The following is a 23,638-nucleotide window of genomic DNA, read 5'->3' as shown; positions in this document are numbered from 1 at the left end:
GCGGCAATAGCGCGGTGGTCCCACCTGACCCCATGCCGAACTCAGAAGTGAAACGCCGTAGCGCCGATGGTAGTGTGGGGTCTCCCCATGCGAGAGTAGGACACTGCCAGGCATCAAATTAAGCGTGCTGATATGGCTCAGTTGGTAGAGCGCACCCTTGGTAAGGGTGAGGTCCCCAGTTCGACTCTGGGTATCAGCACCACTTTATTTAAAGTGGGTTTAGAAGTTCGGCAGAAAAAAGAATTTGCTTGGCGGCAATAGCGCGGTGGTCCCACCTGACCCCATGCCGAACTCAGAAGTGAAACGCCGTAGCGCCGATGGTAGTGTGGGGTCTCCCCATGCGAGAGTAGGACACTGCCAAGCATCAAATAAAACAACAAGCCTCATGCGAAAGCATGGGGCTTTTTGTTTTGTCTGTTATTTGGTGTTCTGCTCGAGCATGGGCATGCGAAAGGCCCGTCGGGAACGGGCCTTAACGCCGCTTGCGGCGGCCCCGCAGGGGAGAGTCTCAGGATGAGACGAATACTGTAGGACACTGCCAAGCATCAAATAAGCCAAGAGGCCATCCGAAAGGATGGCCTTTTTGCTTTCAGTACCTCTCATCCTCCCTGCCAAAGATCCTGACGCAGTTCGCGCAATGAAACATTTTCACCTTTCCGCTGAATGCTCGACAGCGACGGAAAAAAACGCTATCTTCGGGCATCTAGAAGTCTAAACGTATAAATGGATGTGTGAGGGTTAAGCAATGCCGATTCGTGTTCCTGATGAGTTACCTGCGGTCAATTTCTTGCGCGGTGAGAATGTCTTCGTGATGACATCTTCGCGGGCAAAAACACAGGAAATCAGGCCGCTGAAAGTGCTGATCCTTAATCTGATGCCAAAGAAGATCGAAACGGAAAACCAGTTTCTGCGCCTGCTTTCCAACTCGCCGCTGCAGATTGATATCCAGCTGCTGCGCATCGACAGCCGCGAATCGAAGAATACGCCGGCCGAGCATCTGAATAACTTCTACTGCGACTTCGAGGATATTCAGAATGAGAACTTCGATGGTTTGATCGTCACTGGCGCGCCGCTGGGGCTGGTCGATTTCTGCGATGTTGCCTACTGGCCGCAGATCGAACGGGTGATCGACTGGGCTAAGAACCACGTTACCTCCACGCTGTTCGTGTGCTGGGCGGTACAGGCGGCGTTGAATATTCTGTACGGCATTCCCAAGATGACGCGCGAGGTGAAGCTCTCCGGGGTTTATCCGCACCAAACGCTACAGCAGCATGCGTTGCTGACGCGCGGCTTCGACGAAAGCTTCCTGGCGCCGCATTCACGCTATGCCGATTTCCCGACCGAGGTGATTCGCCAATATACCGACCTGGACATCCTGGCCGAATCCGAGCAGGCCGGCGCCTACCTGTTCGCCAGCAGGGATAAGCGCCTGGCGTTCGTCACCGGCCATCCGGAATACGATACGTTGACCCTGGCAGGAGAGTATTGTCGCGACAACGAAGCTGGCCTCGATCCTGCCGTACCGCTCAACTATTTCCCCGATGACAACCCCGCACTGACACCGAAAGCCACCTGGCGCAGCCATGGCCACCTGCTGTTTTCCAATTGGCTCAACTATTACGTCTACCAGATCACGCCTTACGATCTGCGCCATATGAATCCGACGCTCGACTGATCTTTTCTGCCTGCCGGCGGCTGAATCGAGGCCGCCGCACTGCTCATCCTCTGCCCGATCCTCTTTTTACCCGTCAATTTTCCTAAAAAACCATTGCCTAACAAAGCGTTAGTCCGTCTTTGCAATTCTATTGGAACCGATTTCCTTACCTGTTGACCGTGTTATTTACCCTAACTAATTGATAATAAAGTGTTAATAAAATATTTAATAATAAAATGGAAATGGTTTTTGATTTTTATTTTTTGTTGAGTATTCTTAGAGCTATCGGGATGAGATCTGACCAGTTGAGGATCGTTTCATCCGCCCTGATCCACAGTGATTTCTGATGAAAATGCGCCGGTCGCGCGGGCGCAACGATGGGAAGGAGCAAGGTCATGACGCAACAGATAGCAGGCACGGAATTAAGGTTTACGCAGGGTTTCGCCGCAGCGGAGCGCCAGGTGTTAACGGATGAAGCGGTTGAATTCCTGGCGGACCTGGTGGGGAAATTCACGCCGCGGCGCAACGAGCTGCTGGCGGCGCGTGTCCGCTGGCAACAAAATATCGATCGCGGTGAACTGCCGGGGTTTATTTCGGAAACCGCTTCCATTCGTAAAGGTGACTGGCAAATCCGCGGCATTCCGCAAGACTTGCGTGACCGCAGGGTCGAGATCACCGGGCCGGTCGAGCGCAAGATGGTGATCAATGCGCTGAACGCCAACGTAAAAGTGTTTATGGCGGACTTCGAAGACTCGCTGGCGCCAAGCTGGGACAAAGTCATCGACGGTCAAATCAATCTGCACGATGCGGTTAACGGCACCATCTCCTACACCAATGAAGCCGGCAAGATCTACCAGCTGAAACCGAATCCGGCGGTGTTGATCGCTCGCGTGCGCGGCTTGCACCTGCCGGAGAAACACGTCTTGTGGCGTGATGAAGCCATCCCCGGCGGCCTGTTCGATTTCGCGCTGTACTTCTACCACAACTATCGCCAGCTGTTGGCCAAGGGTAGCGGCCCGTATTTCTACCTGCCGAAAACCCAGTCCTGGGAGGAAGCGGCCTGGTGGAGCGATGTCTTCAGCTTTACCGAGGATCGTTTCGATCTGCCGCGCGGCACCATTAAGGCGACCGTGCTGATCGAAACCTTGCCGGCGGTGTTCCAGATGGACGAGATCCTCTACCACCTGCGCGATCACATCGTCGGTCTGAACTGCGGCCGTTGGGATTACATCTTCAGCTACATCAAAACGCTGAAGAACCACGGCGATCGCGTGCTGCCGGATCGTCAGTCGGTGACCATGGAAAAACCTTTCCTCAGCGCCTATTCGCGCCTGTTGATCAAAACCTGTCATAAGCGCGGCGCGTTCGCCATGGGCGGCATGGCGGCGTTTATCCCGAGCAAAGACGCCGAAAAAAACGCCTGGGTGCTGAACAAGGTACGGGCGGACAAAGAGCTGGAGGCCAACAATGGCCACGACGGCACCTGGGTGGCGCACCCGGGCTTGGCGGACACGGTGATGGAGGTGTTCGGCAACGCATTGGGCGATCGTCAAAACCAGCTGGACGTGCTGCGTGAGCAGGATGCGCCGATCAGCGCCGCACAGCTGCTGGCACCGTGCGACGGCGAACGCACCGAAGCAGGGATGCGCGCCAATATCCGCGTGGCGGTGCAGTACATTGAAGCCTGGATCTCCGGCAACGGCTGCGTGCCGATTTACGGTTTGATGGAGGATGCGGCGACGGCGGAGATCTCCCGCACGTCTATCTGGCAGTGGATCCACCACGAGAAGAGCCTGAACGACGGGCGCCCGGTCACCAAGGCGCTGTTCCGCCAGATGCTGCAAGAAGAGATGTTGGTGGTGCGTGAAGAAGTAGGGGAAGCGCGCTTTAACGCCGGCCGGTTCGAAGAGGCGGCGAGCCTGATGGAGCGCATCACCACGCAAGATGAATTAATCGATTTCCTGACGCTGCCCGGCTATGAGCTGCTGGCCTGAATTTTCCCAATCAACCCTACATGACTGAAAGGATAAAAATTATGTCTACCTCTCGCTCTCAACAGATCCAGCAGTTGGAACAGGAATGGAAATCGGCCCGTTGGGAAGGCATTACCCGCCCCTATAGCGCCGAAGACGTGATCAACCTGCGCGGTTCGGTCAACCCGGAATGCACCCTGGCACAAAACGGCGCCGCCAAACTGTGGGCATTGTTGAACGGCAAGGCGCGCAAAGGCTACGTGAACTGCCTGGGCGCGCTGACCGGCGGCCAGGCGCTGCAGCAGGCCAAAGCCGGCGTCGAGGCCATCTACTTGTCCGGTTGGCAGGTGGCGGCCGACGCCAACAGCGCGGCGGCCATGTACCCTGACCAATCGCTGTATCCGGTGGACTCGGTGCCGAAGGTGGTCGAGCGCATCAACAACACCTTCCGCCGTGCCGATCAGATCCAATGGGCGAACCAGATTGAGCCGGGCAGCAAAGGGTACACCGATTATTTCCTGCCGATCGTCGCCGATGCGGAAGCCGGCTTCGGCGGCGTGTTGAACGCCTTTGAGCTGATGAAAGCGATGATTACCGCCGGTGCCGCCGGGGTGCACTTCGAAGATCAGCTGGCGGCGGTGAAGAAATGCGGCCATATGGGCGGCAAAGTGCTGGTGCCGACGCAAGAAGCGATCCAGAAACTGGTCGCCGCGCGCCTGGCGGCCGACGTGCTCGGCGTGCCGACGCTGGTGATCGCCCGTACCGACGCCGATGCGGCCGACCTGCTGACCTCTGACTGCGATCCGTATGACAGCGCCTTCGTCACTGGCGAGCGTACGGCGGAAGGCTTCTTCCGCACCCATGCCGGCGTCGAACAGGCGATCAGCCGCGGCCTGGCCTATGCCCCTTACGCCGATATGGTGTGGTGCGAAACCTCAACGCCGGATCTGGATGCCGCCCAGCGCTTCGCCGACGCCATCCACGCCAAATATCCAGGCAAGCTGTTGGCCTACAACTGCTCGCCATCGTTCAACTGGAAGAAGAACCTCGACGATCAGACCATCGCTCGCTTCCAGCAGGCGCTGTCGGACATGGGCTACAAGTATCAGTTCATCACGCTGGCGGGCATCCACAGCATGTGGTTCAACATGTTCGACCTGGCGCACGCCTATGCACAGGGCGAGGGGATGAAACACTACGTCGAGAAGGTGCAGCAGGCGGAGTTCGCCGCGGTGGATCGCGGTTACACCTTCGCGTCGCACCAGCAGGAGGTGGGCACCGGCTACTTCGACAAGGTCACCACCGTCATTCAGGGCGGCGCCTCTTCGGTCACCGCGCTGACCGGTTCGACGGAAGAACAGCAGTTCTGATGCGGCAAGCTTGAAGACGTTTCACCCGAAGCCTGCATGCGCAGGCTTCTTTTTCTGGCGGGGGTAAGGATGGCGGCAAAACTGGAGTTGTTGATCGCACAGACGATCCTGCAGGGCTTCGATGCGCAGTACGGCCGCTTTCTGGAAGTGACCGCCGGCGCGCAGCAGCGCTTCGAGCAGGCGGACTGGCCGGCGGTGCAGCAGGCGATGAAAAAGCGCATCCATCTGTATGACCATCACGTCGGCCTGGTGGTGGAGCAGCTCAAATGCATCACCGGGCAGAAATACTTCGACGCCGACTTCCCCAGCCGGGTTAAAGCGGTTTATATCGACCTGCTGCCGGACTATCCGCGTTTCGAGATCGCCGAAAGCTTCTTTAACTCGGTCTATTGCCGGCTGTTCAAGCACCGCGATCTGACGCCGGACAAGCTGTTCGTCTTCAGTTCGCAGCCGGAACGGCGCTTTCGCGACATACCGCGTCCGCTGGCACGCGATTTCACCCCCAATGGCGATCTGCCGGCGATGCTGCGCAGCGTGCTGAGCGATCTGCCGCTGCGGCTGCCGTGGGAGGACTTGGCGCGCGATATTCGCGACATCACTCAGGCGCTGCAACGCGCCTTCAGCGCACCGCAGCTGGCGGGCGCAACCTTCCAGATAGCCAACGAACTGTTCTATCGCAACAAGGCCGCCTGGCTGGTCGGCAAGCTGCGCCTGGCCGACGGTGTTTATCCGTTCTTGCTCCCGATCCACCACAGCGAGTCGGGCGCGCTGTTTATCGATGCCTGCCTGACTGGCAAGGCCGAGGCCAGCATTGTCTTCGGCTTCGCCCGCTCTTATTTCATGGTCTACGCGCCGCTGCCGGCGGCGATGGTGGAGTGGCTGCGCGAGATCCTGCCGGGCAAAACCACCGCCGAGCTGTACATGGCGATCGGCTGCCAGAAGCACGGTAAAACCGAATGCTATCGCGAATACCTGACCTTTATGGCGCACTCACAGGAACAGTTCATCATCGCGCCGGGCGTGAAGGGCATGGTGATGCTGGTGTTCACTCTGCCGTCCTTCGATCGGGTGTTTAAAGTGATCAAAGACGAATTCGCCCCGCAAAAAGAGGTGACGCAGGCGCAGGTGATGGCTTGCTATCAGCTGGTGAAAGAGCACGATCGCGTCGGGCGCATGGCGGATACCCAGGAGTACGAGAATTTCGTCGTCGACAAGGCGCGTCTCAGCCCTGAGCTGTTGGCGGAGCTTCGGCGCGAAGTGCCGGACAAGCTGGAAGATCTCGGCGATCGCATCGTGATCAAACACCTGTATATGGAACGGCGCATGACGCCGCTGAACCTGTATCTGGAGCAGGCCAACGACCAGCAAATGCGCGATGCGATTGAAGAGTACGGCAACGCGATCAAGCAGTTGGCCGCCGCCAATATTTTCCCCGGCGATATGCTGTTCAAGAACTTCGGCGTGACGCGCCACGGGCGGGTGGTGTTCTACGACTACGACGAAATTTGCTACATGACCGAGGTCAACTTCCGCGACATTCCGCCGCCGCGTTATCCGGAGGACGAGCTGGCCAGCGAGCCGTGGTACAGCATCGCGCCCAACGATGTGTTCCCGGAAGAGTTCCGCCACTTCCTGTGCGGCGATCGGCGCATTCGGCAGGTGTTTGAAGAGTTGCACAGCGATCTGTTTACCGCGGAGTATTGGCGCGGGTTGCAGCAGCGCATCCGCGAAGGGCATGTGGAAGACGTATTTGCTTATCGCAAGAAGCAGCGGTTCAGCCAGCGCAGCGGGGCGGCGCTGCCGGCCGCCACCGCTGCGATGTAAATCAGGCCTGGGCGCCCGCGACGGCGGCGCGCGCCAGTTCGGTAATGCGCGCGTAGTCGCCGCTTTCGAGTGCGTCCGCCGGCACCAGCCAGGAGCCGCCGATGCACAGCACGCTTTTCAGCGCCAGATAGCTGCGGTAATTGTCCGGCGAGATGCCGCCGGTCGGGCAGAAACGCACCTGCGGGAACGGGCCGCCGATCGCCTGCAGCGCTTTTACGCCGCCGTTGGCTTCCGCCGGGAAGAATTTAAACTCGCGCAGGCCGTAATCCATGCCCTGCATCAGTTCGGAAACGGTGCTGATGCCCGGAATCAGCGGAATGGACCCGGCGGTGGCCGCCTTGAGCAGCTCGTCGGTCAATCCTGGGCTGATGGCGAACTGCGCGCCGGCTTCGGTCACTTCCCGCAGCTGCTGCGGATTGATCACCGTACCGGCGCCGATGATCGCTTCCGGCACCTCTTGAGCGATGGCGCGAATGGCGTCCATGGCGCAGGCGGTGCGCAGCGTCACCTCCAGCACCCGTACGCCGCCGGCGACCAGCGCTTTCGCCAACGGCACCGCATGTTCCAGCTTGTTGATCACGATGACCGGCACCACCGGCCCCGCCGTCAGGATCTGCTCGGCGCTTGTTGTCCACTTGTTCATGCTGACGTTCTCCTCTGTGGCCGCCGCCAGGCGGCGATGCGGCCAGGCTATCGATTAAAATTTGATGCAGCAGGCGCCCTGCTCGGCGCCTGACAGCTGGCTGCGCAACGCGCCGAACAGCTCGCGGCCGCAGCCGATGTGTTCGGCGCTCAGATCGGGCTGGCATGGCGCGCGCTGGGCCAACTCGTCGGCGTCGACCAGCACCTGCAGCTCGCCGCTGCGGCCGTTGACGCGGATCGGATCGCCGTCGCGCACTTTCGCCAGCAGGCCGCCGGTATAGGCTTCCGGGGTGACGTGAATGGCGGAAGGCACCTTGCCGGAGGCGCCGGACAGGCGGCCGTCGGTCACCAGCGCCACTTTGAAGCCGCGATCCATCAACACGCCCAGCGGCGGCATCAGCTTGTGCAGCTCCGGCATGCCGTTGGCCTGCGGCCCCTGGAAGCGCACCACCACCACGCAATCGCGATCCAGCTTGCCGGCTTCGAACGCCGGCACGATATCGTGCTGGCTGTCGAACACCACCGCCGGCGCTTCGATGATCTGGTTATCGGCGGGCACCGCCGAGGTTTTCATCACCGCGCGGCCCAGATTGCCGGCCATCACTTTGGTGCCGCCATGATGTTCGAACGGCTGAGCGACGCTGGCGATCACGCTGGCGTCGAGCGAGCCGGCCACGCCTTCGCGCCATACCAATTGGCCGTTGTCCAGCCACGGTTCCTGGGTGTAGCGGCGCAGGCCGAAACCGGCCACGGTGTGCACGTCTTCGTGCAGCAGGCCGTGTTGCAGCAGTTCGCGCACCACCAGCGGCACGCCGCCGGCGGCCTGGAATTGGTTGATGTCGGCCGGGCCGTTCGGGTAGATGCGGCACAGCAGCGGCACCGCCTCCGACAGCTCCGAGAAATCGTCCCAGGTGATGATGATGCCCGCCGCCCGCGCCATCGCCACCAGATGCATGGTCAGGTTGGTGGAGCCGCCGGTGGCCAGCAGCGAGACGATGCCGTTCACCACCACTTTCTCGTCCACCAGGCGGCCGATCGGCAGGTAGTTGCCGGCGGTATCGGTCAGTCGGGTCACCTGGCGCGCGGCGGCGTCGTTCAGCGCGTCGCGCAGCGGCGTGTCCGGATGGACGAAGGAGGCGCCCGGCAGATGCAGACCCATCACTTCCATCACCATCTGGTTGGTGTTGGCGGTGCCATAGAAGGTGCAGGTGCCGATGCCGTGATAAGAGGCCGCCTCGGCCTCCAGCAGTGCCAAACGGTCGGCCTTGCCCTCGGCGTACAGCTGGCGCACGCGCACTTTTTCCTTGTTCGGCAGGCCGCTGCTCATCGGGCCGGCCGGCACGAACAGCGCGGGCAGGTGGCCGAAGGAGAGGGCGGCCATCACCAGCCCCGGCACGATCTTGTCGCAGATGCCGAGGAACAGCGCGCCGTCGAACATATTGTGCGACAGGCCGACGGCGGCCGACATGGCGATCACGTCACGGCTCATCAGCGACAGCTCCATGCCGTCCTGCCCCTGCGTCACGCCGTCGCACATCGCCGGCACGCCGCCGGCCACCTGGCCTACGGCGCCGACCGCTTTCAGCGCCTGCTTCAGCCGCTGCGGGTAGTGTTCGTACGGCTGGTGGGCCGACAGCATGTCGTTATAGGCGGTGATGATGGCGATATCGCTGCGCACCATGTTTTTCAGCGACGCCTTGTCATCAGGCTGACAGGCGGCGAAGCCGTGGGCCAGGTTGCCGCAGGCGAGCTGCGCGCGGTGGACGGTTTGGGCGCGGGCCGCCTCGATACGCGCCAGATAGGCGGCGCGGCTGGCCTGGGAACGGTCGATGATGCGCTGTGTGACACGGGACAAGGTTGGATTAATCATGCCTTCCTCACATTGCTGTTGTTATAGTCGCCGCCTGTGGCGGTGCCCCCGGGGGTGATTTGCAGCCCTGGTGTGCAAGGCCGGGAGCGATTCAGGATTTAAAACATCGTGAATGCAATCATGCCGATGGCGCCGCCGACGCTGCCCAGAATGGTTTCCATCACCGTCCAGGTTTTCAGCGTTTGCAGTTCGTTGGCGCCGGTGAATTTGCCGAACAGCCAGAAACCGGCATCGTTGACGTGGCTCAGCACGATGGAGCCGCCGGCGATGCAGATGGCCAGCGCGGCCAACTGCCCGCCGTTCAGCCCGAGCTGGCTGGTGACCGGCAGCACCAGGCCGACGGTGGTCAGGCAGGCGACGGTGGCCGAGCCCTGGATCACCCGCACCATGGCGGACAGCGCAAAAGCGGCCACGGCGATGGGCAGGCCGGCGCCGATCATGGCGTCACCCAGCGCCGGCCCTACACCGGAATCCACCAGGATCTGCTTGAACACCCCGCCGGCGCCGGTCATCAGCAGGATGATCCCGGCCGGCTGCACGGCGGCGGAGCAGATGGCCAGGGTCTGTTCGTTGCTCATGCCGCGCGGTTTCGCCAGACCGTAAATCACGATCAGGCAGGCCAGCAGGATGGCGGTGAACGGGTGGCCGATAAACTCCAGCCACTGCTGCAGCTGCGAGCCGGGAGTGACCAGCCGCGCGCCGATAGTCTTCATGCCGACCAGTACCAGCGGGCACAGCACCAGCGCCAGGCTGAAGCCGAACGACGGCAGATTGCCCTTGGTCAGCGTCGGCTCATTCTCTTCCGGCGGCATCGGCCAGTTGACGAAGCGGCTGATAAAGCTGCCGTACAGCGGGCCGGCGATTAGCATGCCGATCACTGCCGCCACCAGGCCGATGGCGATCATCCAGCCGAAATCGGCCTTCATCTGCGATGCCAGCAGCATCGGCACCGGCCCCGGCAGCAGGAAGGAGGCGGCAGCGGCCACACCGGCGAACAGCGGGATGGCCAGTTTGACGATATTGCCGTCGGTGCGGCGCGCCACGGCGAACACGATGCCGATCAGCAGCACCACCGCCACGTCGAAGAACAGCGGCAGCGCGCAGATCAGGCCGGCGATGCCGAGCGCGTAGTGCGCCTTGCTTTGTCCGAATCGTTTCAGCAATTGCGCCGCAATTTGATCGAGCGCGCCGACCTCATGCAGGATCTTGCCGAACATCGCCCCGAGCGCTACCACGATCGCCAGGAAGCCCAGCGTGTCGCCCATGCCTTTTTGCATGGTGTCGGCGATGTGTTCCAGCGGCATGCCGGAGAAAATGCCGGCGGCGATGGACACCAGCATCAGCGCGACGAAGGCGTGCATGCGTGCCTTCATCACCAGGAATAACAGCAGTAAAACCGAGCCGACTGCGGTACCGACCAGCGTTACGGTACTCACGCGCACACGTCCTGCGGCAGGAAGCTCTGGATATGGCGCACGGTATCGGCGATCACCGCGTCCAGCGGCTGATTGATGTCGATCGCCATCACGTCGTTCTCGTCGGCGCCCGGTTGCTCCAGCGCGGCGAACTGGGTGACCAGCATCTGCGGCTTGAAGAAGTGGCCGTTGCGCGCCGCCAGGCGGGATTCGATCACCGGGAACTCACCGTGCAGATAGATGAATGACAGGTTGCCGTTGCCGGCGCGCAGGCGGTCGCGATACTGCTTTTTCAACGCCGAACAGACGATGATCGACACGTTGTTGGTGCGCTGCATGGCGAAGGCGGCGTCGTTGAGCGCGGCCAGCCACGGCGCGCGATCGTCGTCGTTCAACGCCTCGCCGGCGGCCATCTTCAGGATGTTGCTGCGCGGGTGCAGGAAGTCGCCGTCGAGGAAGCCGGCGGAGAGTTGGCGGGCCGCGGCGGCGGCGACGACGGACTTGCCGCTGCCGGAAACGCCCATAACGACGTAAATGCGATTTTGATTGTTGGTCATGGTTTGGCTCCAAAACACCGGGTGACGTTACCTTCGTTCAATCTGATTGTTACCGGTAACATGTTATCGGTAACATTGTCGAAGGAAGTTTGAGCGGTTGCAATGGGCTTTCGCCGTGAGGATCGTTAACTGTGATCGGCTTCAAGCTTTTTGCCTGTGTGCTAAACAGGATGCCGACAGCCTGTTACATGCTGACAACAGAGCATGGCAGGGGAGCAGGGGCGCGCTGGGGCGCCCCTCGGATGGGCTGGATCAGCGCACGCCGCCGTAGGCCAGGCTGATCTCTTTCGCCGCGTGGATCACCAGCGCGCCCAGCTCGATCACGCGATCGTCGGTGATGCGCGACACCGGGCCGGAGATGGAAATGGCGGCGAAGGCTTCGCGGTGCTCGTCGAAGATGCAGGCCGCCACGCAGCGCAGGCCGAGCGCGTGCTCTTCGTCGTCAAAGGAGAAACCCTGTTTGCGGATCTGCGCCAGCCCCTCTTTCAGGTTGTGTGGCGTCAGGGTATGCGGCGTGTAGGTGTGCATGCCTTTCTTGTGCAGCAGTTTGGTCACCTGATCGTCCGGCAGGGTGGCGAGGAACGCTTTGCCGGCGCCGGAGGCGTGCATCGGCAGTTTGCCGCCGATCGGCGCCGACATGCGCATCAGCGCCGTGCACTGCACCTGATCGATGATGATCGCCTGGTACTCGCTGGTATCCAGCACCGCCAGGTTGACGGTTTCGCCGGACTCCTCCATCAGGCGGCGCAGCGTCGGATGCACCATCGCCAGCAGGTTGCGGCTTTGCAGGAAGCTGCTGCCGACCACAAAGGCGTGCGAGCCGATGGTCCACAGGCCGAGATCGCCGACCTGGCGCACGAATCCCTGCTGCTGCATGGTGGTGAGCAGGCGGTGAGTGGTGGAATTCGGCAGGCCGGCCTGCTGGGCCAGATCGGTCAGCGCCACGTTGCCCTGGGCTTCCGAAATGTATTCCAACAGTTTCAGGCCACGGGTCAACGATTGTACCTGACCGGTCGCCGCACTGGCGGCGGGGGCTGCTGCGCGGGGCTTCTTGCCGCGCTTGGCGGGAGCAGGGGTGGCCATGGGTGAGATTCCTTTTTCCGTATGATGGAATTCATTTTCGTTTTTTGTCGATGAATTGCAAGCCGCCGTCAGCTCATCGGAGGTGTTGACGCACAACCTGAAAAACTCTCAATTGTCGCCTGGCCCTTTGTCCTTACAAGCTGTGCTAGGATGACTCGTTGGTTTTTGCGGCAGTTGAGCAATGGGCTGGATGGCAATGGAAGGGGTTACAGTGACGAATCGAGTAGAACAACTGCGCCGTCAGTTAGCGCAGCGCATTTTAGTGTTGGACGGCGGCATGGGCACCATGATCCAGAGCTATCGCCTGGACGAGCGCGATTTTCGCGGTGAGCGTTTCGCCGACTGGCGCAGCGATCTGAAAGGCAATAACGATCTGCTGGTGCTGACCAAGCCGGAAGTGATCACCGCCATTCATTACGCCTATCTTGAGGCGGGCGCCGATATCCTTGAGACCAATACCTTCAACTCCACCTCCATCGCCATGGCCGACTACCACATGGAGTCGCTGTCCGCCGAGATTAACTATCAGGCCGCCTGTCTGGCGCGCGCCTGCGCCGACGAATGGACGGCGCGCACGCCGGAAAAACCGCGCTACGTCGCCGGGGTGTTGGGGCCGACCAACCGCACTGCGTCCATCTCGCCGAACGTCAACGATCCGGCGTTCCGCAACATCTCGTTCGATGAACTGGTGGCGGCTTACCGCGAATCGACTCGCGCGCTGGTGGAAGGCGGCGTCGATCTGATCATGATCGAAACCATCTTCGACACCCTGAACGCCAAGGCCGCCGCTTTTGCGGTGGAAACCGAATTCGAAGCGCTGGGGGTGGAACTGCCGATCATGATTTCCGGCACCATCACCGACGCCTCCGGCCGCACCCTGTCCGGCCAGACCACCGAAGCGTTTTACAATTCGCTGCGCCACGTCAAGCCGCTGACCTTCGGCCTGAACTGCGCCCTGGGCCCGGACGAGCTGCGCCAGTACGTCGCCGAGCTGGCGCGCATCTCGGAGACCTACGTCACCGCGCACCCGAACGCCGGTTTGCCGAACGCCTTCGGCGAATACGATCTGGATGCGGCCGAGATGGCGCGCCAGGTCGGGGAGTGGGCGCAGGCCGGCTTTCTCAATATCATCGGCGGATGCTGCGGTACCACGCCGGAACATATCGCCGCGATGGCCAAGGCGGTCGAGGGCGTGCCGCCGCGCCGGCTGCCGGAGCTCCCGGTCGCCTGCCGCCTGGCCGGTCTGGAGCCGCTGACCATCGACGCCAACACTCTGTTCGTCAACGTCGGCGAGCGCACCAACGTCACCGGTTCGGCGCGCTTCAAGCGCCTGATCAAAGAAGAGAAATACAACGAGGCGCTCGACGTGGCGCGTCAGCAGGTCGAGAGCGGCGCGCAGATCATCGACATCAACATGGACGAGGGGATGCTCGACGCCGAAGCGGCGATGGTGCGCTTCCTCAACCTGATCGCCGGCGAGCCGGATATCGCCCGGGTGCCGATCATGATCGACTCCTCCAAGTGGTCCGTTATCGAGAAAGGCCTGAAGTGCATTCAGGGCAAGGGCATCGTCAACTCGATCTCGATGAAGGAGGGCGAAGAGGCCTTTATCCACCACGCCAGGCTGGTGCGCCGCTACGGCGCCGCGGTGGTGGTGATGGCGTTCGACGAAGTGGGCCAGGCGGACACCCGCGAGCGCAAGTTCGAGATCTGTCGCCGCGCCTATAAAATTTTGACCGAACGCGTCGGTTTCCCGCCGGAAGACATCATTTTCGACCCGAACATCTTCGCCGTCGCCACCGGCATCGAAGAGCACAACAACTACGCCGTCGACTTTATCGAAGCCTGCGCCGACATTAAAACCCACCTGCCGCACGCGATGATCTCCGGCGGGGTGTCCAACGTGTCGTTCTCGTTCCGCGGCAACGATCCGGTGCGTGAAGCGATCCATGCGGTGTTCCTGTATCACGCCATTCGCAACGGCATGGACATGGGCATCGTCAACGCCGGGCAGTTGGCGATTTACGACGATCTGCCTACTGAGCTGCGCGAGGCGGTAGAAGACGTGATCCTCAACCGTCGCGAGGATGGCACCGAACGCCTGCTGGAACTGGCGGAAAAGTACCGCGGCAGCAAAGACGGCGAAGCGGCGGTGCAGCAGGCGGAATGGCGCGGCTGGCCGGTGGAGAAGCGGCTGGAATACTCGCTGGTGAAGGGCATCACCGAGTTTATCGAATTGGACACCGAAGAAGCGCGGCAGCAGGCCGAACGCCCGATCGAAGTGATCGAAGGGCCGCTGATGGCCGGGATGAACGTGGTCGGCGATCTGTTCGGCGAGGGCAAGATGTTCCTGCCGCAGGTGGTGAAATCCGCCCGCGTGATGAAGCAGGCGGTGGCCTACCTGGAACCGTACATCGAGGCCAGCAAGCAGCAGGGCACCTCCGCGGGGAAAATCCTGTTGGCGACGGTGAAAGGCGACGTGCACGACATCGGCAAGAACATCGTCGGCGTGGTGCTGCAGTGCAACAACTATGAAATCGTCGATCTTGGCGTGATGGTGCCGACGGAGAAAATCCTGCGCACCGCGCGCGAGGAAAACGTGGACATCATCGGCCTGTCGGGGCTGATCACGCCGTCGCTCGACGAGATGGTCAACGTGGCCAAAGAGATGGAGCGCCAGGGCTTTACGCTGCCGTTGCTGATCGGCGGCGCAACCACCTCCAAGGCGCACACCGCGGTGAAAATCGAGCAGAACTACAGCGGCCCGACCACCTACGTACAAAACGCCTCGCGCACCGTGGGCGTGGTGTCGGCGCTGCTGTCCGCCACCCAGCGCGACGAGTTTGTGGCGCGCACCCGCAAAGAGTATGAAACGGTGCGCATTCAGCACGCGCGCAAAAAGCCGCGCACGCCGCCGGTCGATTTGCAGAAGGCGCGCGCCAACGCCATGGCGCTGGACTGGGCCGATTATCAGCCGCCGGCGCCGCGGCAGCTCGGCGTGTTTCCGGTGGCGGCCGGCATCGAGACGCTGCGCCACTACATCGACTGGACGCCGTTCTTCATGACCTGGTCGCTGGCGGGCAAATACCCGCGCATCCTGGAGGATGAGGTGGTGGGGGAAGAGGCCAAGCGCCTGTTCCACGACGCCAATCAGATGCTGGATCGGCTGGCCGCCGAGCGCAGCCTCAACCCGCGTGGCGTTTACGGCCTGTTCCCGGCCAACCGCGTCGGCGACGATGTGGAAGTGTACCGCGACGAACGGCGCGGCGAGGTGCTGGCGGTGAGCCGCCATCTGCGTCAGCAGACGGAAAAAACCGACTTCCCGAACTACTGCCTGGCGGACTTCGTGGCGCCGAAAAGCAGCGGCAAGGCCGACTACTTCGGCGCCTTCGCGGTGACCGGCGGGCTGGAGGAAGACGCGCTGGCGGCGGCGTACGACGCGCAGCACGACGATTACAACAAAATCATGGTCAAGGCGTTGGCGGATCGTTTGGCGGAGGCCTTCGCCGAATACCTGCATGAGCAGGTGCGCAAGTTGCACTGGGGCTATGCCGCCGACGAGAGCCTGAGCAACGAGGAACTGATCCGCGAGAACTATCAGGGCATCCGGCCGGCGCCGGGCTACCCGGCCTGCCCGGAGCACACCGAAAAAGCGACCATCTGGCAACTGCTGGACGTCAACCGCCACACCGGCATGGAACTGACGGAGTCCTTCGCTATGTGGCCGGGAGCGGCGGTATCCGGCTGGTACTTCAGCCATCCTGAGAGCAAGTACTTCGCGGTGGCGCAGATCCAGCGCGATCAGGTGGAAGACTACGCGGCGCGTAAAGGGATGAGCGTGAGCGAGGTCGAGCGCTGGCTGGCGCCAAACCTCGGCTACGACGCCGACTGACTTTCCTCTTCAAGGGCGCAGCGATGCGCCCTTGTCATTTACAGCGCTTCCACGTCGATGTGCAGCGCGTCGTACCGCCAATATTCCAGGTCGCAATCGATCACTCTGTCGTGCTGATCGCGATTCACCCGCGTAATGAACAGCGCCGGGCTGCCGTAGGTCACCTTCAGCATGGCGGCGGCCTGCTGCGGCAGCAGGGTGGGCAGCATGTCGAAACGCACCCGCCCGTAGTGAATGCCGTAGCGCGCGGCGTACAGCGCGGTCAGCGACTGGGTCAGGTCTTCGTCCAGAATGCCGGGGAAATAGGCCGGATTGAGGTAGTGCTCGCAGTACAGCACCGCACGTCCGTCGATGTAGCGCAGCCGGCGAATGCGATAGGCCTGCGCGCCGGGAGGCAGCGCCAGACGGCCGGCCAGCGGCGCGTCGAGCGTGACGACCGCGCTGTCGATCGCTTCGGTATGGGCGGCGCGCCCCTGCTGCTGCGCCATGGCGTGAAAATGGCTGCGCTGCAGCGGGTTGTAGATCAAACGTGGCGGCGAGATGAACCAGCCGCGCCGCACCTGGCGGTAGATGACGCCCTGCGCCTCCAACTGGCCGAGCGCCTCCTGCAAGGTAATGCGGGTGGTGGCGAATTGCTCGCTCAGGGCGCGTTCGGAGGGCAGCTTGCCGTCCACGGCGAACTCGCCGGCGGTGATGCGGGCGCTCAGCGTTTGGCAGATGGTGGCGACGGTCGTCGGTGCTTCACTCATACAGCGGGTGTCCCGTTTCAGTGCGTTTGGCCTTCCTTAAGGTAGACCAGCGTCGCGTTTTCGCCGTTGCAATGGGTGATAAAACTGTCGCTTTTTTAAGCTGACATATAATTATCACATTCGTCCGTTAGATTGGTTTGGTTCTTGCTGGACTAGTCCAGCCATCCCCACACTACCACCTGGAGCATCAGTTATGAAACGTTTGTGCGCTTCTGTGTTAACCAGTGCCATCGTGTTATCCAGCCAGATGAGCTGGGCCGCGGATACCGATCTGGCGGCGCTGGAGCAGGCCGCTAAAAAAGAAGGCGAAGTCAACAGCGTCGGCATGCCGGACAGCTGGGCCAACTGGAAAGGCACCTGGCAAGATCTGTTGAGCAAATACGGCCTGAAGCATGTCGATACCGACATGAGCTCCGCACAGGAGATCGCCAAATTCGATGCGGAAAAGAACAACGCTACGGCGGACATCGGTGACGTCGGCGCGGCCTTCGGCCCGGTGGCGGTGCAGAAGGGCGTAACGCAGCCCTACAAACCCTCTACCTGGGATCAGGTGCCTGACTGGGCGAAAGACAAAGACGGGCACTGGGCGCTGGCTTACACCGGCACCATCGCCTTTATCATCAATAAACAGCAGGTGAAAGACATCCCGCACAGCTGGGCCGAGCTGCTCAAGGGCAGCTATCAGGTCACCATCGGCGACGTCGGCACCGCGTCGCAGGCGGCCAGCGGCGTGCTGGCCGCCACCTACGCCATGGGCGGCAACGAGAAAAACCTCAAGCCGGGCCTGGAATTCTTCGGCAAGCTGGCCAAGGCCGGCCGCCTGAGCCTGAGTAACCCGGTGATCGCATCACTGGAGAAAGGGGAAGTGCAGGTTGGCGTGGTGTGGGACTTCAACGGCCTGAACTACCGCGATCAGATCGACAAAACCCGTTTTGAAGTGCTGATCCCGTCGGACGGCTCGATCACCTCCGGCTACACCACCATCATCAATAAATACGCCAAGCACCCGAACGCCGCCAAGCTGGCGCGCGAATACATCTTCTCCGACGCCGGCCAGATCAACCTGGCGCGCGGCTATGCCCGCCCGATCCGCGCCGAACATCTGACGCTGCCGGACGACGTCAAGGCCAAGCTGCTGCCGGCCGAGCAGTACAAGAATGCGCACCCGATCGCCGATCCGGCGGCCTGGGAACAGAGCGCCAAAGCGCTGCCGCGCCTGTGGCAGGAAAACGTCATTATGTTTATGCAGCAGTGAGTTAACGCACCATGAAAACGATCCTCGTGCTGCTGGACGGCCTCAACTACCGGGTGGCGCATGACGCCATGGGGTATCTGCAGGCCGAATGTGCGGCGGGACGCGGGCGGTTGTACCTGCTGGAGAGCGAGTTGCCCTCGCTCTCCCGGCCGCTGTATGAATGCATCCTCACCGGCGTCACGCCGGTGGAGAGCGGCGTGGTGCACAACCACGTCTCGCGCCTTTCTCATCAACAAAGCGTGTTTCATTACGCGCGCGCCGCCGGGCTGACCACCGCCGCCGCCGCGTATCATTGGTTCAGCGAATTGTATAACCGCACGCCGTTCGACGCCGCGCGCGACCGCCACACCGACGCTCCCGAGCTGCCGATTCAGCACGGCCATTTCTATTACGACGACGGCTATCCCGACAGCCATCTGTTCGACGACGCCGAAAGCCTGCGCCAGCGTCATCAGCCGGATTTCCTGCTGATCCACCCGATGAACATCGACGACGCCGGGCACCGCTTCGGCCTCTCTTCGCCGCAGTACCGCAACGCGGCGCGGCGCGCCGACGGCTCGCTGTCGCGCTACCTGCCCGAGTGGCTGGCGGCCGGTTATCAGGTGCTGGTCACTGCCGACCACGGCATGAACGACGATCGCAGCCACGGCGGGGTGTTGCCGGAAGAGCGCCAGGTGCCGCTGTTCGTGTTCGGCGCGGGCTTCAGCCTGGACGACGCCGATCCGCAGCAAACCGAGCTGTGCGGCACGATCTGCGATCTGCTGCAGGCGGCGCATGACAAGCCGCGCTGCCGGGCGCTGCTGGCGCAGGATGCGCGATGAACAGCAAAACCAAATGGATCGCCGCACTGTGCCTGCTGCCGTTTATCGTGCTGTTCGGCGCGTTTCAGATCGCCCCGCTGGTGTGGATCGCGGTTCACAGCTTTTTCAGCGAGAGCAGCGGCTGGGGATGGGGCAACTATGTCGATATCCTCACGTCGCCGTTCTACCTGCAGGCCTTTCAGTTCTCGCTGGAGATCTCGCTGTGGTCGAGCGTCTACGGCTTGCTGATTGCATTAGTGGGCAGTTACTCACTTCGCCAGCTCGGCCAGACCCGCTTTCATGACTTCGTGATGTCGTTCACCAACATGACCAGCAACTTCGCCGGGGTGCCGCTGGCGTTCGCCTTCGTCATTCTGTTGGGGTTGAACGGCTGCCTGACGCTGCTGCTGCGCAAATACGGTTTGATGGAGAGCTTCAACCTCTATTCGAAGAGCGGCCTGATCGTGCTGTATACCTACTTCCAGATCCCGTTGGGCGTGCTGTTGCTGTATCCGGCGTTCGATGCGCTGCGCGCCGATTGGCGTGAGTCGGCGGCGCTGCTCGGCGCCGGCCCCTGGCGCTACTGGCGGCATATCGGCCTGCCGGTGCTGGCGCCGGCGCTGATGGGCACCTTCGTCATCCTGCTGGCCAACGCGCTGGGCGCCTACGCCACGGTGTACGCGCTGACCACCGGCAACTTCAACGTGATCCCGATCCGCATCTCGGCGTTGGTGGCGGGGGACATCTCCCTCGATCCGAACCTGGCCAGCGCGCTGGCGATGCTGCTGGTGGTGATGATGGCGTTTATCACGGTAATCCACCAATGGATGCTGCGCAGGAGCTACCTCAATGCGCGCTCATAATCGGATGGAGAATGCTCATGTCGCGTGCTGAACGCCTCTATCATCGCACGGTGACCGGCCTGCTGCTGCTGATCCTGCTGCTGCCGCTGGCGGCGACGCTGATTTATGCGCTGGCCACCCAGTGGGGCGCCACCATTTTACCGGACGGTTTTACCCTGAAGTGGCTGACGGCGCTGTGGAGCGACCCGCGCTTTTTGCAGGCGCTGTGGCATTCGCTGCTGATCTGCTTCGGCACGCTGCTGCTGTCGGTGGTGGTGATCCTGCCGGCGATGTTTGTGATTGCTTACTATTTTCCCAAGCTAGACGCGGTGATGAACGTGCTGATCCTGCTGCCGTTCGCCGTGCCGCCGGTGGTGTCGGCGGTGGGGCTGATGCAGCTGTTCGCCGCCGATCCGCTGCCGCTGCTCGGCACCCCCTGGATTTTAGTCGGCTGCTATTTCACCATCGCGCTGCCGTTTATCTACCGCGCCATCAGCAACAACATGCAGGCGATCAACCTGCGCGATCTGATGGACGCCGCCCACCTGCTCGGCGCCAGTACCTGGCAGGCGGCGCTGTGGGTGGTGCTGCCGAACCTGCGCAAGGGCGGAACGATCGCCGTGTTACTGTCATTCTCGTTCCTGATCGGTGAGTTCGTGTTCGCCAACCTGTTGGTGGGCAGCCAGTATGAAACGCTGCAGGTCTACCTGTTTAATATGCGCAACGGCAGCGGGCATTTCACCAGCGCGCTGGTCATCTCCTATTTCGCCGTGGTGCTGCTCGTCACCTGGCTGGCGAACCTGCTGAATAAAAACAAGGGCTAACCCGATGGCTTATCTCAACGTCACCCGCCTGAACAAACACTATGGCCAGACCCAGGTGTTTCAGGATATCGATTTCACCGCCGAAGAGGGGGAGTTCGTCACCCTGCTGGGGCCGAGCGGCTGCGGCAAATCGACGCTGCTGCGCTGCCTGGCCGGCCTGACCCCGGTCGACAGCGGGCAAATTTTATTGCAGGGCCAGGATCTGGTACCGCTGGCGCCGCAAAAGCGCGGCATCGGCATGGTGTTCCAAAGTTATGCGCTGTTCCCCAATATGACGGTGGAAGGCAACGTGGCATTCGGCCTGAAAATGCAGAAGCTGGCGGCCGGGCAGATCGGCCAGCGGGTGCAGGAGGTACTGGCGCTGGTGGAGCTGAGCGATCTGGCAAAGCGCTATCCGCATCAGCTGTCGGGCGGCCAGTGTCAGCGCGTGGCGCTGGCGCGATCGCTGGTCACTCGCCCGCGTCTGCTGCTGCTCGACGAACCGCTGTCGGCGCTGGATGCGCGTATTCGCAAACACCTGCGCGAGCAGATCCGGCGCATTCAGCGCGAGCTGAACCTGACGGCGATCTTCGTCACCCACGATCAGGAAGAGGCGCTGACCCTGTCGGATCGCATCGTGCTGATGAACAAGGGGCAGATCGTGCAGAGCGGCGACGCGGAAACCCTGTATACCCAGCCGGCGGACGCCTTCGCCGCCGGATTTATCGGCAACTATAACCTGTTGACCGCCGAACAGGCCGCCCAACTGACCGGGCGCAGCTATGCCGGCAAGGTGGCGATCCGCCCTGAGTCCATCGGCCTGTTACCGGCCGGGCAGGGGATCGGTGGGGTGATCCTGGGTCACAGTTTGCTCGGGAATGTGGTACGGTATCGGATTCAGGTTTGCGAGATAGAATTGCTGGTTGACGTGCTCAACCGTTCGGTGGCCGACCTGCGGCCCGACGGCGCGGAAATTGGGCTACACTTGGAACCTGTTGTATTGCGGGAAGTTGCATGACTTCGCAGCGCGGCGCCGGGGCCTTCCCGCCGCCGCATTAACCCTTCTCTTCTGCGGTCTGCCGCCCGCCCGCTGTCCTGCCAGACCCACGCCCGGCAGGCGGGACCGCGCACTGTACCCGTCATCCTTTGGCTCGCCTCTCTGCGTCGCGTGACAAGCATCGGGTATCAGCCTCCTTTGGCCGGGCGTTAATGGAGCGTATCTTCCGTGCTGACCCTTCTTCACCTGCTTTCGTCCGTGGCGCTGTTGGTGTGGGGCACCCACATCGTGCGCACCGGGATCATGCGGGTTTACGGCGCCAATCTGCGGCGCGTGTTGAGCGACAGCGTTGAGAAAAAACCGCTGGCGTTCGTTTCCGGCATCGGCGTGACCGCGCTGGTGCAAAGCAGCAACGCCACCGCGCTGCTGGTGACCTCTTTCGTCGCGCAGGGGCTGGTGGGGCTGGCGCCTGCGCTGGTGATCATGCTGGGCGCCGACGTCGGCACCGCGCTGATGGCGCGCGTGCTGACCTTCGATCTTTCCTGGCTGTCGCCGCTGCTGATCCTGGTCGGCGTCTTCCTGTTCCTCAGCCGCAAGCAAATGCGGATCGGCCAGATCGGACGCGTCCTGATCGGCCTTGGGCTGATCGTGCTGGCGCTGGAGCTGATCGTCGCCGCCGCCACGCCGATCACCCAGGCGGCCGGGGTGAAAGTGCTGTTCTCGTCGCTGACCGGCGACGTGATGCTGGACGCCCTGACCGGCGCGCTGTTCGCCATCGTCAGCTATTCCAGCCTGGCGGCGGTGCTGCTGACCGCCACCCTGACCGCCACCGGCGTGATTTCGCTGAAGGTGGCGCTCTGTCTGGTGATCGGCGCCAACCTCGGCAGCGGCCTGCTGGCGATGATCAACGCCAGCGGGCAGAACGCCGCCGGGCGGCGCGTAGCGCTCGGCAGCCTGCTGTTCAAGCTGGTGGGCTGCATACTGGTGCTGCCGTTCGTCTCCTATCTGGCGGATTTGATGGCTCAGCTGCCGGGCGGCAGCGAAGAGCTGGTGATCTATTTCCATGTGTTCTACAACCTGATCCGCTGCCTGGTGATGATCCCACTGGCCGGGCCGATGGCGACGCTGTGCGAGCGGTTGATTGTCGACGAAGCGGCCGACGATCCGCGCATGCGACCGCGCCATCTGGACGCCAGCGCGCTGGACACGCCGACGCTGGCGCTGGCCAATGCGGCGCGTGAAACGCTGCGCATGGGCGACGTGGTGGAACACATGATGATCCTGCAACGTGAAGTGCTGCACGGTAAGCAGGGGGTTGATAAAGAGGTGCGGCGCCTCGACGATGACGTCGACGTGCTGTACACCGCCATCAAGCTGTATCTGGCGCAGATCCAGAAGGAAGATCTGGGCGAGGAAGACTCGCGCCGCTGGGCGGAGATCATCGAAATGGCGCTCAACCTGGAACAGGCGGGCGACATCATCGAGCGCATGGCCGGCGACGTGGGCGCCAAGTCGCACGCCGCGCGCCGCGCCTTCTCGGCGGAAGGGTTGGCGGAGCTGGACGGGCTGCACGAACGGCTGATCGGCAACCTGCGCCTGGGGCTGTCGGTGTTCCTGTCCGGCGACGTCACCAGCGCCAAACGCCTGCGCCGTTCCAAGCACCGCTTCCGCATTCTGGATCGCCGCTACGCGCACGCGCACGTCGATCGTTTGCACCAGCAAAACGTGCAGAGCATCGAGACCAGTTCGTTGCATTTGGGATTGTTGGGGGACATGAAGCGCCTGAACTCGCTGTTCTGCGCGGTGGCTTACAACGTGTTGGACCAGGATGCCAAGGACGACGATCGCGACTGGGAAGACACCCCGAGCACGCTGTAAAAAAACGCCCCCGGTTTTAACCGGGGGCGTTGTG

At 62.1% G+C, this 23,638-nt stretch carries 17 protein-coding genes, 1 tRNA gene and 2 rRNA genes; 14 read left to right on the top strand and 6 right to left on the bottom strand.

What is annotated here, in order from left to right; all coding sequences use genetic code 11:
• From rrf (ACJ8IL_RS09330) to aceK, 7 genes are all read left to right on the top strand, one after another.
• A 5S ribosomal RNA gene (rrf, locus tag ACJ8IL_RS09330) occupies positions 1 to 112 on the top strand; the annotation flags it as partial.
• Positions 113 to 126: 14 nt separating this feature from the next.
• Positions 127 to 202, top strand: a tRNA-Thr gene (locus ACJ8IL_RS09325).
• A gap of 45 nt (positions 203 to 247) precedes the next feature.
• Positions 248 to 363, top strand: a 5S ribosomal RNA gene (gene rrf, locus ACJ8IL_RS09320).
• Positions 364 to 745: 382 nt separating this feature from the next.
• Entirely contained in the window at positions 746 to 1,675 is a 930-nt protein-coding gene (metA, locus tag ACJ8IL_RS09315) for a homoserine O-acetyltransferase MetA (RefSeq protein ID WP_063988506.1), read from the top strand.
• Positions 1,676 to 2,049: 374 nt separating this feature from the next.
• Positions 2,050 to 3,648, top strand: a complete 1,599-nt coding sequence (gene aceB / locus ACJ8IL_RS09310; protein WP_197780923.1) for a malate synthase A — start codon at positions 2,050 to 2,052, stop codon at positions 3,646 to 3,648.
• 41 nt (positions 3,649 to 3,689) lie between these two features.
• Positions 3,690 to 4,997, top strand: coding sequence for an isocitrate lyase (gene aceA / locus ACJ8IL_RS09305; protein WP_025304483.1), 1,308 nt, complete (start codon positions 3,690 to 3,692; stop codon positions 4,995 to 4,997).
• Positions 4,998 to 5,066: 69 nt separating this feature from the next.
• Positions 5,067 to 6,821 (top strand): bifunctional isocitrate dehydrogenase kinase/phosphatase, encoded by a 1,755-nt coding sequence (aceK, locus tag ACJ8IL_RS09300; RefSeq protein WP_151428178.1) that lies wholly within the window; start codon positions 5,067 to 5,069, stop codon positions 6,819 to 6,821.
• Between the two features lies 1 nt (position 6,822).
• On the opposite strand, the gene ACJ8IL_RS09295 is transcribed toward aceK, so the two are convergent.
• The 5 genes from ACJ8IL_RS09295 to iclR form a co-directional block, all read right to left on the bottom strand.
• Entirely contained in the window at positions 6,823 to 7,464 is a 642-nt protein-coding gene (locus ACJ8IL_RS09295; protein ID WP_025304481.1) for a bifunctional 4-hydroxy-2-oxoglutarate aldolase/2-dehydro-3-deoxy-phosphogluconate aldolase, read from the bottom strand.
• Between the two features lie 54 nt (positions 7,465 to 7,518).
• Complete coding sequence (gene edd / locus ACJ8IL_RS09290; protein ID WP_197780921.1) at positions 7,519 to 9,333, bottom strand: phosphogluconate dehydratase; 1,815 nt, start codon at positions 9,331 to 9,333, stop codon at positions 7,519 to 7,521.
• A 98-nt stretch (positions 9,334 to 9,431) separates the two neighbouring features.
• Positions 9,432 to 10,769 carry a gluconate transporter gene (gene gntU, locus ACJ8IL_RS09285; RefSeq protein ID WP_025304479.1) on the bottom strand — a complete coding sequence of 446 codons (1,338 nt, stop codon included), beginning with the start codon at positions 10,767 to 10,769 and terminating at the stop codon, positions 9,432 to 9,434.
• Complete coding sequence (gene gntK, locus ACJ8IL_RS09280) at positions 10,766 to 11,305, bottom strand: gluconokinase (RefSeq protein ID WP_197780919.1); 540 nt, start codon at positions 11,303 to 11,305, stop codon at positions 10,766 to 10,768. Before gntK ends, gntU begins: the two co-directional genes overlap by 4 nt.
• A gap of 252 nt (positions 11,306 to 11,557) precedes the next feature.
• Complete coding sequence (gene iclR, locus ACJ8IL_RS09275; RefSeq protein WP_004936648.1) at positions 11,558 to 12,388, bottom strand: glyoxylate bypass operon transcriptional repressor IclR; 831 nt, start codon at positions 12,386 to 12,388, stop codon at positions 11,558 to 11,560.
• A 196-nt stretch (positions 12,389 to 12,584) separates the two neighbouring features.
• Here iclR and metH point away from each other — a divergent pair, with 196 nt between their 5' ends.
• Positions 12,585 to 16,280 (top strand): methionine synthase, encoded by a 3,696-nt coding sequence (gene metH, locus ACJ8IL_RS09270; RefSeq protein WP_197780917.1) that lies wholly within the window; start codon positions 12,585 to 12,587, stop codon positions 16,278 to 16,280.
• Between the two features lie 38 nt (positions 16,281 to 16,318).
• Here metH and ACJ8IL_RS09265 read toward each other — a convergent pair whose 3' ends face one another.
• A complete protein-coding gene (locus tag ACJ8IL_RS09265; protein WP_042785476.1) occupies positions 16,319 to 17,029 on the bottom strand; it encodes a UTRA domain-containing protein in 711 nt (236 codons plus the stop codon).
• 193 nt (positions 17,030 to 17,222) lie between these two features.
• Between ACJ8IL_RS09265 and ACJ8IL_RS09260 the strand changes: the two genes are divergently transcribed.
• The 6 genes from ACJ8IL_RS09260 to ACJ8IL_RS09235 all read left to right on the top strand — a co-directional run bounded on the left by ACJ8IL_RS09260 (position 17,223) and on the right by ACJ8IL_RS09235 (position 23,604).
• Entirely contained in the window at positions 17,223 to 18,284 is a 1,062-nt protein-coding gene (locus ACJ8IL_RS09260) for an ABC transporter substrate-binding protein (RefSeq protein WP_197780915.1), read from the top strand.
• Positions 18,285 to 18,295: 11 nt separating this feature from the next.
• Positions 18,296 to 19,105, top strand: coding sequence for an alkaline phosphatase family protein (locus tag ACJ8IL_RS09255; RefSeq protein WP_043139627.1), 810 nt, complete (start codon positions 18,296 to 18,298; stop codon positions 19,103 to 19,105).
• A complete protein-coding gene (locus tag ACJ8IL_RS09250; RefSeq protein ID WP_016930298.1) occupies positions 19,102 to 19,947 on the top strand; it encodes an ABC transporter permease in 846 nt (281 codons plus the stop codon). Before ACJ8IL_RS09255 ends, ACJ8IL_RS09250 begins: the two co-directional genes overlap by 4 nt.
• 17 nt (positions 19,948 to 19,964) lie before the next feature.
• Complete coding sequence (locus tag ACJ8IL_RS09245) at positions 19,965 to 20,750, top strand: ABC transporter permease (protein ID WP_025304475.1); 786 nt, start codon at positions 19,965 to 19,967, stop codon at positions 20,748 to 20,750.
• A gap of 4 nt (positions 20,751 to 20,754) precedes the next feature.
• Entirely contained in the window at positions 20,755 to 21,747 is a 993-nt protein-coding gene (locus tag ACJ8IL_RS09240; protein ID WP_043139634.1) for an ABC transporter ATP-binding protein, read from the top strand.
• 207 nt (positions 21,748 to 21,954) lie between these two features.
• Positions 21,955 to 23,604, top strand: coding sequence for a Na/Pi cotransporter family protein (locus ACJ8IL_RS09235; RefSeq protein WP_016930295.1), 1,650 nt, complete (start codon positions 21,955 to 21,957; stop codon positions 23,602 to 23,604).
• The last annotated feature ends 34 nt before the right edge of the window (positions 23,605 to 23,638 follow it).

It is taken from the genome of Serratia sp. CY47444 (assembly GCF_052168635.1).
Lineage (GTDB): Bacteria > Pseudomonadota > Gammaproteobacteria > Enterobacterales > Enterobacteriaceae > Serratia > Serratia bockelmannii.
This window is presented reverse-complemented; position numbering and strand designations above follow the sequence as displayed.